This is a genomic window from Bacillus sp. JJ1764, assembly GCF_036962145.1.
GTDB lineage: Bacteria > Bacillota > Bacilli > Bacillales > Cytobacillaceae > Neobacillus.
On sequence record NZ_JBALNY010000082.1, the window covers coordinates 1 to 9,740 of the forward strand.

Below are 9,740 nucleotides of genomic sequence, written 5' to 3' on the forward strand. Positions count from 1 at the left end.
AACGAGAAGGCCCCCGGCATCTAAATGTCCTTCATGCTAGAGATGAAAGACAAAAACAATAAGAGTCCCCGTTCTATTATCTTACAACCCATTTTACCCCTGGTTCACTTCACAACTGGATTCCTCGGCCGACGATCATGCAAGAATAAAATCATCTCGCCGAACTTATTGGCAAACGGCAAAACCATCAAGGAAGACACTACATTAAAGATGACACTGATATGTGCTAATTGAACTTCCACTCTGCTTGCCAGAAGAGGTGCATACATCGTTAAAAAAGGAATAAGTGGAATAAATACCAAAACCCCAAAAACATTTAGCCAGACGTGTGCAAAGGCTGCTAGTCTAGATTCTGCACCACCTCCAACCGAAGCAATCACAGCTGTAATACAAGTACCGATATTTGCCCCTAACACAATAGCAATGCCTGCATCAAGCTGAAGCAGTCCAGCGGTCAAAAAGCCCATGGTTATCCCAGTCATGGCTGTACTCGATTGAATGATAGCCGTAATAATTGCCCCGGTTATTAAGCTTAATAATATATTGTCATTAATCGATAGGATAAATGAATGAATAAATCCCATTGAGGTTAAAGGTTGAGCCAGCATTTCGAACCCTTTCATTGCGGTAAAAACAGAGGCAATTCCCAACAGTAGCATACCGATACTTCTGGACTTTTTATTGGGAAACAAAATTAAAAATGCGCCTGTGATAGCGAGTGGCATCAGAATGGTATCCAAATTAAACGTAATTAACTCCGTTTTAAAGGTTGTTCCAATATTGGTTCCTAAAATAATGCCGATTGATTGAGGAAATGTCATAATTTTGGCTGAAATTAGCCCTATGGTAATAACCATAACCGCCGAGCTACTTTGTAACAACGCCGTTATAAAGGTACCTGTTAACATACCCTTAAATGGTGTTTTCGTTAATTTGATCAGCCATGTTTTAAGGTTCTTGGCTGATAAATTAAATAAACCAAACCGAATAATCATCATTCCAAAAATAAATAATAAAATGCAAAGAATAAATAATAGTATGTATAGCATGTCTAGGCCTCCTTTCCATTCATTCTATGGTCTAAGGGATAGGGACATGCCATAATTAAGCCAGGGCAAACAATTTTGTATAAAAAATCGAGAGACTGCGAATTTCAGTTGACCTTGTTTAAAGGTTATATTATAATTGCATGGTACATGGATTGATGTAAGTGTGTTGTGTTTCGGAGGGAGGGAAAGAGGATGTCTAAAACCGTCGTTCGTAAAAACGAATCGCTTGAAGATGCTCTTCGTCGCTTCAAACGTTCTGTATCAAAAACTGGTACTTTGCAAGAGGCAAGAAAGCGCGAATTCTACGAAAAGCCAAGTGTAAAACGTAAGAAAAAGTCTGAAGCAGCAAGAAAACGTAAGTTTTAAGAGGGTGTATTAAATGAGTCTTCTCGAGCGTTTAAATAATGATATGAAACAAGCGATGAAAAGTAAGGAAAAAGACAAACTGTCAGTTATTCGGATGATTAAAGCTTCCATGCAAAACGAGGCGATTAAGCTTGGTGTAAAAGAGCTATCCGAATCTGATGAGTTAACGATCCTTTCTCGCGAATTAAAACAACGCAAAGACTCCCTCCATGAGTTTGATAAAGCCGGTCGTCCAGACTTGGTTGAAAAATTGCGTACAGAATTGACAATTGTCGAACTGTATATGCCGAAACAGCTTTCCGAAGAGGAACTATCAGAAATAGTAAAAGAAACTATTGCTGAAGTCGGTGCAAAATCAAAAGCGGAAATGGGAAAAGTGATGTCTGCTATTATGCCTAAAGTTAAGGGTAAAGCAGATGGAGCACTTGTAAATAAATTTGTACAACAACACCTTTCATAGTATTCTGACGTTAAGATCACAGGTTTTTTAAGCCTGTGATCTTTTATTTTTTTAAGGAATATATTGAAACCTTTTAGAGATATTAACGTAAATCATTATGTTAAATAAAACAGAAGGGGGGGTACGGATGACTGAATTATTAACGAACCCACTCGTAATAACCTTGCTCTTATCTGTGGCAGGAATCAGTATGGTCCTACAGTTGTTTTCGCCAAAGTTTGGAATTACCGGTATCATTGGGATTTTGGCGCTCGTTCTATTCTTTTATGGTCATTATCAGGCAGGTTTGACTGGATACGGTACATTCTTATTATTTATCATGGGGATGGTCCTAATCTTTTTGGAATTTTTCCTTCCGGGGGCAGTTGCCGGGACACTTGGCGTCATTGCGTTAATTTTAAGTCTGTTTCTGGCAGGGGATAATACCATACAAATGGGGATTTCAATTATTATTGCAATAGCAGTGTCCATTGCGGTTTTCTTTATAATGATTAGAGTCCTTGGGAAAAAACTTGTTTTATTAAATAAAATGGTCTTGGAAGATTCAGCCCGAAAGGAAGACGGGTATGTCACTAATATTAACCGTACTGACTTGCTAGGAAAGGAAGGGATTACCCTAACAATTTTGCGGCCATCTGGGACGGTTATTATGGGTAATGAACGAATTGATGTCGTTACCGAAGGAGATTTTATTGAAAAGGACATGAAAGTAAAGGTAATAAAAGTTGAAGGCGCGCGTATTGTCGTCAGGGAAGTTAGATAAAAGGAGGTCATTTAGACCATGGATGTAGTTTCAGGAGGTTCTATTTTTGTCATTGCCATTGTTGTCATTGCATTAATCTTCTTAGGAATTTTATTATCGTTTGTACCGGTTATGCTATGGATTTCAGCCCTTGCAGCAGGTGTTAAAATCAGTATTTTTACTCTGGTTGGAATGAGACTGCGAAGAGTTATTCCGGGACGTGTTGTCAATCCGCTGATCAAGGCTCATAAGGCCGGGTTAAATGTAACCACTAATCAGCTTGAAAGTCACTATCTTGCTGGTGGTAACGTAGATCGTGTGGTTAATGCTCTTATTGCTGCGCATCGTGCCAATATCGAATTAACATTTGAACGTTGTGCCGCAATTGACCTTGCTGGCCGTGATGTATTACAGGCTGTGCAAATGAGTGTTAATCCTAAAGTTATTGAAACGCCGTTTATAGCCGGTGTTGCTAAAAATGGTATCGAGGTAAAGGCAAAAGCAAGGATTACCGTGCGGGCTAATATAGACCGTCTCGTAGGGGGGGCCGGTGAAGAAACCGTTGTAGCCCGTGTTGGTGAAGGGGTTGTTTCAACAATTGGTTCATCGGAAAGTCATAGTACTGTTTTAGAAAACCCTGACCTTATTTCTCAAACGGTATTATCAAAAGGGCTAGATGCTGGGACGGCTTTTGAGATCCTATCGATTGATATTGCCGATGTGGATATCGGTAAGAACATTGGGGCAGAATTGCAAACTGAACAAGCAGAGGCTGATAAGAGAATTGCCCAGGCAAAGGCAGAAGAACGAAGAGCTATGGCTGTAGCTTCTGAACAAGAAATGAAAGCCAGGGTGCAGGAAATGAGAGCGAAGGTTGTGGAAGCAGAAGCGACAGTACCTCTGGCAATGGCTGAAGCTTTAAAGTCAGGTAATATCGGCGTAATGGATTACTTAAACCTTAAAAATATCTCAGCAGATACAGATATGAGAGGATCGATAGGCAAAATGACTGGCGATAAAAAGGATAACCAGTAAAACAAAAGGAGTGGTGAAAGTTGGAGACACTAATCCTTTTCATTGTAATTGGGATTCTCTCCGCCATTTTTGGGAAAAACAGCAAACAGGTTCAGAAAAGCAAGCCTTTTGTTCCGAAACGGATGGAGGATGTCCGAACTTTGTTTGAATCAGTACCACCTAAAACCGCTCAAGTTGAACAGGATAATGCTCCTGTAACCAGATTAGAGGAACAGTACTTTCAGACAAAGGCAGAATTAGAAGATGCAAAGATTCCTATCAAAACTCCTGAAAAGCCAATTGGTCGAATGAGGATGACTCAGAAGGCTGAACAGAAGAAGGAACAGCCTGTTCCTATTGATTCACCAGATTCTCAAACTGTACTAAACGGAATCATTTGGTCAGAAATTCTCGGAGAACCCCGCTCGAAAAAACCGCACTTTTCTGGGAGAAGGTAAAACATAACCAAAGTCTTAAATCGAAAAAATGGTGCTAGAACTTCTTTTCATTTCATAAATATGAGATGAAAGGGGGTTCTTTTTTTATGGCAAAAAACTGGGGCAGTAGAGTTCGCAGCTGGATGGCTAAAAAAATGGATCTACCTCAAGATGTCATGATGGATTTACCCCGAATTACCATGATTGGACAAATCCATATATATATCGAAAATCACCGTGGGCTGTTGGCATTTACGGATAAAGAATTGCGGCTGCTGTTAAAACAAGGGCAGTTGTTAATAAAAGGCAGTTCTTTTGTGATCAAAACGATATTACCTGAAGAAATTCTACTTGAGGGGAAAATTGATCAAGTCATTTATATAAGTGAAAATCCAGGAGGAGCAGAATGAAGAACCAGTGGATTGAATTTTTATTTGGCATCGTTACAGTTAAGGTTACAGGCAAGGGATTAGAACGCTTTTTAAATGTGCTAACAAGGAATGGGCTTTATATTTGGCATGTTAGGAGGCATGGGACTGAAACTATTACTTTTAAAATAAGGCTTACTGAAGCCAAAAGCATCCGCCACTATGCCCGCAAAAGCGGCTGCAAAATTTCTTTTTTAAGAAGGAGCGGATCTCCATTTTTATTAAAAAGAATGTTGAAAAATAGCGGGTTTTTAATTGGAATTGGTCTTTTTCTATTTATGATTTTTTTACTGTCCAATGTCATTTGGGGGATCGAGATTAAAGGAGCAAAGCCTGCCACTGAATATCAAATTCGAAAAGAATTGGACAAGATGGGTGTGAAAATCGGTAAATTTCAATTTTCTGTCGATAATGTAGAAGCCATTCAAAGAAATTTAACCAATAATATTGGTGCACTAACATGGGTTGGTGTGGAGTTAAAAGGGACAACCTATCATCTTCAGGTAGTTGAAAAAAACCAGCCAAAAAGTCCGGAAACGCTGTCTCCTCAGAATTTGATCGCAAAAAAGAAAGCTGTAATCGTTGGCACCTATATTGAACAGGGGCAAAAGATGGTAGATATAAATGATCACGTCGAACAAGGACAATTGTTAGTGTCTGGTGAAATTGGAAAGGAAGGTTTACAGCCAGAATTAGTTGCAGCAAAAGGTGAAGTTTGGGGAGAAACTTGGTATAAGAGTCACGTGGAATTGCCTTATAAAACGAAGTTTAATGTGTATAGCGGAAAAGAAAAACAGAAATATTCACTGGTATTTTGGAATTTGGAAGTGCCGGTTTGGGGCTTTGGAAAACCCGAGTATTCCAACTATGTAACGGAAAAAAATGTTCATCGGCTTCACTTTCTTAAATGGGAACTTCCCATTTCGTTTATGGACAAAACTATTAGGGAACGGGAAGAATATGTACGTTCGTATACGAGAAGTGAAGCACAAGCCATGGCCATAAAATTAGCGAAAAAAGAAATAAAAAGCCACTTAGATGAAGAAGCTAAGATTAAAGATGAAAAAATTTTACATGAATCAGAAAAAAATGGTAAAGTTATACTGGACATTCATTTTAAAATCATTGAAAACATTGCGGTCGGGCAACCGATTTCCAAGGAGACTCATGAATGACAGAAAAATTAACTACTATTAGTGTACAACTTGAAAATCCGGCAGAAGCCATTGCTTTACTGGGAAATTCAGACCAAAATTTAAAAATATTTGATCAGGAACTTTCTGTATCGATCATAACTAGAGGCGAATCCGTCAGTCTTTCGGGGAATGCGGACCATGTAGCGCTAGCAGGTCAGGTTCTTGATAAATTGATGGTCGTTATTCGCAAGGGTGTTACCATAAGTCAAAGGGATGTACTCTATGCTATTCAAATGGCAAAAAGTGGAACGCTTGATTATTTTGTCAATTTATACGAAGAAGAGATTGGAAAGAATATTAAAGGAAAAACCATTCGAATCAAAACATTAGGTCAAAGACATTATGTGACTGCAATAAAAAAGAATGACCTTGTGTTTGGAATTGGTCCAGCTGGAACAGGCAAAACCTATCTTGCGGTAGTAATGGCAGTAAATGCGTTAAAAAATGGTCAGGTTAATAAAATTATTTTAACTCGTCCGGCGGTTGAGGCGGGAGAAAGTCTAGGATTCTTACCTGGCGATTTAAAAGAGAAAGTGGACCCTTATCTTAGACCTTTATATGATGCATTGCATGATGTGTTTGGGGCAGAGCATACACAACGGCTAATAGAGAGAGGTACGATTGAAATTGCTCCTCTTGCCTATATGCGAGGTCGAACATTAGATGATGCCTTTGTTATCTTGGATGAAGCTCAAAATACTACTCATGCACAAATGAAAATGTTTTTAACTAGGCTAGGTTTTGGTTCCAAAATGGTCATTACAGGTGACCAGACGCAGATCGATTTGCCAAAGGGTGCCAAGTCCGGATTGGTAGAAGCAGAAAAAATACTGCAGGGTGTTAACGGTATATCTATTGTTTATTTAGAGCAAAGTGATGTAGTACGTCATCCATTAGTTGCAAAAATTATTAATGCCTACGAAAAAACTCCGAAACTAACTTAGCTCGGGTAAAGGGACGCCAAGTGGTCGATCCCTTTTTTGTGCTTAATCTCTTTTTATAAAGATGAAACTTAGTGGAAAAACTGTTATTATTTTACATAAGCAAAAACATTCTTTATAAATGCTTAATAGTGCTGTGGCTGGAGGGATATCGTGGATAAACTACAGCAAAATTTCATCCGGGTCAGAAAGTTGCTTGACATTACCTTTTTCCGTATTTTATTTTTTGTATTACTTGGAATTGCCCTGTATGGAGGGTTGTTTAGTAATGTTAAGCCAGAAAAAATGGATATTAGCTTATTTTCTGTTGCAGAAAAAACCATACGTTCCCCAGGAACAGTAGAAGATAAGAAAAGTACCGAGAAGAAACGGGAAGAAGCGGCTGACCAGGTACAAGATGTTTATACCTTAAAAAAAGAATACACACAAAATCGCGTGGATTTAGTTACCTCGATTTTTAATGCAGCAAGTGAAGTTAATGATGAAGTAAAAGAATCTGGCAAAAAGCAGGATGCCTCTTCAGCAGATCATCTCACAGAGGTCAGTATAGAAGACAAAGTATCGATGCTGAAGGGCAAGTTAACATCAACTGTAACCAAAGATCTATCTAATCTCGTTTTTACAGCCTTAGTACAGTCAGGGAAAGATGAGTTGTCCATTGCAAAGGATTTGACTGTCACTGCTATTAATAATGTGATGACAAAAAGAATCCCTTCTGACGAGGTCGAGAATGCCAAAAAGAGAGTAGAGGAAGAATTGCGCTACTCCACTTTAAATGATAATTTAAGGTCGGCTTCCATAGAACTGGGTAGATATGCCGTCATCCAAAATGAATTTTATGATCCTGCAGCGACTGAAGAGCTTCGTCAGCAAGCTTCCGAGAGTGTCGAGCCTGTAAAGATTCTTCAGGGGCAAATTATAGTTGAAGAAGGCGAATTAATAAACCAAGAAATATTTCGCCAATTAAAATTAGTCGGTTTGTTAAACAATGAAAAGGCTTATAAACCATTTATTGGTTTAGCAGTTTTAATCGTTATTTTCATAACAGCCTTATACTACTACTTCTATCAAATGAAATTGTTGCCAGAAAAGCGTCAAACCTTCTTACTGTTATTTGGGATTATTTTTATCATGACTATTGCCTTAATGAAGATTATGAGTTTACTCCAGGTCTATAACTATTCGTGGATTGGTTATCTGTTCCCTGCAACCATGGCGGGTTTATTACTAAAAATATTAATTGATGAAAAATTAGCTATTCTTTCGTCGATCATTTTTTCGATTTGTGGCAGTATCCTTTTCAACGAAGGTGTGACTGGAACCTTGAATTTTTCGGAAGGGATCTATATACTGTTCAGTGCGTTAGCCGGTATTCTTTTTTTGAGTAACCAAAATCACCGTTCCAAAATTTTGCAGGCAGGTCTTTTTGCGGCATTTATTAATCTAATGACCATTTTGGCCTTATTGTTTTTGCCAAATGGACAATTCTCCAGTGTGGAATACGGATACTTTTTTATAGCGGCACTTGTTTCAGGAATTGGTTCAGCTGTTTTAACTATTGGATTCCTGCCATTTTTTGAAGCAAGCTTTGGTATTCTTTCTACCATGAGATTGATTGAACTTTCAAATCCTAATCATCCGCTGTTGCGGAAAATCTTAATGGAGGCACCCGGCACTTACCATCATAGTGTTATGGTTGCAAATCTGGCAGAATCTGCCTGTGAGGCGATCGGTGCCAATGGACTTCTTGCTAGGGTGGGTAGTTACTATCATGATATTGGGAAAACGAGACGCCCGAATTTCTTTATCGAAAATCAATTGCACAGGGAAAATCCACATGACCGACTGACCCCTGAGAAAAGTGCCAATATCATCATTGCACACGTGCTGGATGGTGCGGCTATCTTAAAAAAAGATCATATGCCGAAAGAAATCATTGAAATCGCCGAACAGCATCACGGGACAAGTCTTTTGAAGTTCTTCTATCATAAAGCCATGCAAAACAATGCTGAAGTGAGGGAGGAAGATTTTCGATATCCAGGACCCAAAGCTCAGTCAAAAGAGTCAGCTGTTGTGGGGATTGCAGACNNAATTAATTGAAGATCTTGTTAGAAAAATTGTCTCTGATCGACTGCAGGATGGCCAATTAAATGAATGTGATTTGACACTTAAAGAGATTGAAACCGTATCACATACATTGTGTGAGACGTTAAAGGGTATTTTTCATTCTAGGATTGAATATCCTGAATTTACGAAAAAGGTTGTGAAGCAAGCATGACGTTAATCATCGATTCAACCGATGAAACCAATGAATTAACTAGTGAACAAATACTTGATATCGAAAGGCTGATTCATTTTGCAGCAAAAAAGCAAAATGTTGAAGATAGTGAGGTTTCCGTTACCTTTGTAACAAATGAAACCATCCAGGAAATAAATCGTGATTATCGTGATAAGAATGCTCCTACGGATGTCATTTCTTTTGCGATGGAAGAATTGGGAGAAGGGGAAGTAGAGTTGGTAGGTTCAGACATACCCCGTATCTTGGGAGATATTATCATATCGATTCCTAGAGCCAGGGAACAGGCAGAAGAATACGGACATTCATTTACCAGGGAGCTCGGTTTTTTGGCTATTCATGGGTTTTTACACCTTTTAGGGTATGACCACATGACAGAAGAGGATGAAAAAGAAATGTTTACCCTGCAAAAGGAAATTTTAGATGAGTATGGACTTAAACGGTAAGCATAAATCAAAATCAATTGTTCATTCTTTTTCCTACGCGATTACTGGGATCATAACGGCTGTTAAACAAGAAAGAAATATGCGTTTCCACTTAGTTAGTGCGATTATAGTCCTATTTCTTTCTATATATTTTTCCATTACAAAGATGGAGTGGCTTTTTGTCCTGTTTGCAATTGGTGGTATGCTGGTTTTAGAAATGTTAAACAGCGCCATCGAACGCGTCGTAGATCTCTCCACAACTGAGATTCACCCCCTTGCCAAACAGGCAAAGGATATGGCGGCAGGAGCGGTATTCTTATTCGCAATCCTGTCCATCGTAGTAGGATTATTTATTTTTTTACCGTATATTTTTTAGGCTGTGTTAA

11 protein-coding genes and 1 pseudogene are annotated in these 9,740 nt (G+C 38.7%); 11 read left to right on the forward strand and 1 reads right to left on the reverse strand.

Features of this window, described 5'->3' with window-relative positions; translation table 11 throughout:
• Nucleotides 1-104: 104 nt before the first annotated feature.
• Nucleotides 105-1,049: a Na/Pi symporter gene (locus V7083_RS12775; RefSeq protein ID WP_335478270.1), complete on the reverse strand. Its 945-nt coding sequence runs from the start codon at nucleotides 1,047-1,049 to the stop codon at nucleotides 105-107.
• 192 nt (nucleotides 1,050-1,241) lie between these two features.
• Between V7083_RS12775 and rpsU the strand changes: the two genes are divergently transcribed.
• From rpsU to V7083_RS12830, 11 genes and pseudogenes are all read left to right on the forward strand, one after another.
• Nucleotides 1,242-1,415, forward strand: coding sequence for a 30S ribosomal protein S21 (gene rpsU, locus V7083_RS12780; protein WP_003152957.1), 174 nt, complete (start codon nucleotides 1,242-1,244; stop codon nucleotides 1,413-1,415).
• Nucleotides 1,416-1,428: 13 nt separating this feature from the next.
• A complete protein-coding gene (locus tag V7083_RS12785; protein WP_335478272.1) occupies nucleotides 1,429-1,875 on the forward strand; it encodes a GatB/YqeY domain-containing protein in 447 nt (148 codons plus the stop codon).
• Nucleotides 1,876-2,002: 127 nt separating this feature from the next.
• Complete coding sequence (locus V7083_RS12790; protein WP_335478274.1) at nucleotides 2,003-2,638, forward strand: NfeD family protein; 636 nt, start codon at nucleotides 2,003-2,005, stop codon at nucleotides 2,636-2,638.
• Between the two features lie 18 nt (nucleotides 2,639-2,656).
• Entirely contained in the window at nucleotides 2,657-3,652 is a 996-nt protein-coding gene (gene floA, locus V7083_RS12795; protein WP_335478276.1) for a flotillin-like protein FloA, read from the forward strand.
• Nucleotides 3,653-3,672: 20 nt separating this feature from the next.
• Nucleotides 3,673-4,089, forward strand: coding sequence for a hypothetical protein (locus tag V7083_RS12800; RefSeq protein ID WP_335478278.1), 417 nt, complete (start codon nucleotides 3,673-3,675; stop codon nucleotides 4,087-4,089).
• Between the two features lie 86 nt (nucleotides 4,090-4,175).
• Nucleotides 4,176-4,478 (forward strand): sporulation protein YqfC, encoded by a 303-nt coding sequence (gene yqfC, locus V7083_RS12805; protein WP_335478280.1) that lies wholly within the window; start codon nucleotides 4,176-4,178, stop codon nucleotides 4,476-4,478.
• Entirely contained in the window at nucleotides 4,475-5,671 is a 1,197-nt protein-coding gene (yqfD, locus tag V7083_RS12810) for a sporulation protein YqfD (RefSeq protein ID WP_335478282.1), read from the forward strand. Before yqfC ends, yqfD begins: the two co-directional genes overlap by 4 nt.
• Entirely contained in the window at nucleotides 5,668-6,636 is a 969-nt protein-coding gene (locus V7083_RS12815; protein WP_335478284.1) for a PhoH family protein, read from the forward strand. Before yqfD ends, V7083_RS12815 begins: the two co-directional genes overlap by 4 nt.
• A 150-nt stretch (nucleotides 6,637-6,786) precedes the next feature.
• Nucleotides 6,787-8,911, forward strand: a pseudogene (locus V7083_RS12820) (HD family phosphohydrolase).
• Entirely contained in the window at nucleotides 8,908-9,375 is a 468-nt protein-coding gene (ybeY, locus tag V7083_RS12825; protein ID WP_335478286.1) for an rRNA maturation RNase YbeY, read from the forward strand. Before V7083_RS12820 ends, ybeY begins: the two are co-directional and overlap by 4 nt.
• On the forward strand, nucleotides 9,353-9,730 hold the full coding sequence (locus tag V7083_RS12830; RefSeq protein WP_335478288.1) for a diacylglycerol kinase family protein: 378 nt from the start codon (nucleotides 9,353-9,355) through the stop codon (nucleotides 9,728-9,730). The genes ybeY and V7083_RS12830 overlap by 23 nt, the downstream gene beginning before the upstream one ends.
• Nucleotides 9,731-9,740: the final 10 nt, after the last annotated feature.

Bases quoted from the DNA above. Each gene is read 5' to 3' on its own strand.
- V7083_RS12775 (WP_335478270.1), bottom strand. From the start codon at position 1,049: ATGCTATACATACTATTATTTATTCTTTGCATTTTATTATTTATTTTT.
- rpsU (WP_003152957.1), top strand. From the start codon at position 1,242: ATGTCTAAAACCGTCGTTCGTAAAAACGAATCGCTTGAAGATGCTCTT.
- V7083_RS12785 (WP_335478272.1), top strand. From the start codon at position 1,429: ATGAGTCTTCTCGAGCGTTTAAATAATGATATGAAACAAGCGATGAAA.
- V7083_RS12790 (WP_335478274.1), top strand. From the start codon at position 2,003: ATGACTGAATTATTAACGAACCCACTCGTAATAACCTTGCTCTTATCT.
- floA (WP_335478276.1), top strand. From the start codon at position 2,657: ATGGATGTAGTTTCAGGAGGTTCTATTTTTGTCATTGCCATTGTTGTC.
- yqfC (WP_335478280.1), top strand. From the start codon at position 4,176: ATGGCAAAAAACTGGGGCAGTAGAGTTCGCAGCTGGATGGCTAAAAAA.
- yqfD (WP_335478282.1), top strand. From the start codon at position 4,475: ATGAAGAACCAGTGGATTGAATTTTTATTTGGCATCGTTACAGTTAAG.
- V7083_RS12815 (WP_335478284.1), top strand. From the start codon at position 5,668: ATGACAGAAAAATTAACTACTATTAGTGTACAACTTGAAAATCCGGCA.
- ybeY (WP_335478286.1), top strand. From the start codon at position 8,908: ATGACGTTAATCATCGATTCAACCGATGAAACCAATGAATTAACTAGT.
- V7083_RS12830 (WP_335478288.1), top strand. From the start codon at position 9,353: ATGAGTATGGACTTAAACGGTAAGCATAAATCAAAATCAATTGTTCAT.